This window comes from Halomonas sp. BM-2019, assembly GCF_017584085.1.
The window spans coordinates 425,091-425,442 of record NZ_CP071922.1 but is presented as its reverse complement, the minus strand read 5'-3'; the positions used below and the strand labels follow the sequence as shown (position 1 = coordinate 425,442).

1 pseudogene is annotated in these 352 nt (G+C 69.0%); it reads left to right on the top strand.

Annotation, left to right across the window (positions count from 1 at the left end):
- Positions 1–186: pseudogene (locus J5F18_RS02165) on the top strand (nitric oxide dioxygenase); the annotation flags it as partial.
- Between the last annotated feature and the right edge of the window lie 166 nt (positions 187–352).

The window sequence follows — 352 nt, the reverse complement described above, 5'->3', positions numbered from 1 at the left end:
GACCATACCGGCCGCATCGACCGCGCGCTGCTGGCTCGCCTGCTGCCGGAGGGGGCACGCTGCTACTACGTGGGCCCCCAGGGGTTCATGAGTGCGTTGGACCGGGCGCTGGCCGACCTCGGCGTGCCGGCCGAGCGCCGCCACTACGAGCACTTCGGCCCCTCGCGTCCCCTCGACGCCGCCTGAGGACGGAGGCGCTGACTCGGCGGGCGGGGGCAAGGGCAGGGCGCCTTACCGGTGGCTGGCATGGCCCCCGAGTCACAACGGCATGCAACACCTCACCTCACCTCACCTCACCTCACCTCACCTCACCTCACTTCAGTTCATTTCATATCACCAGGAGCCTTCCATG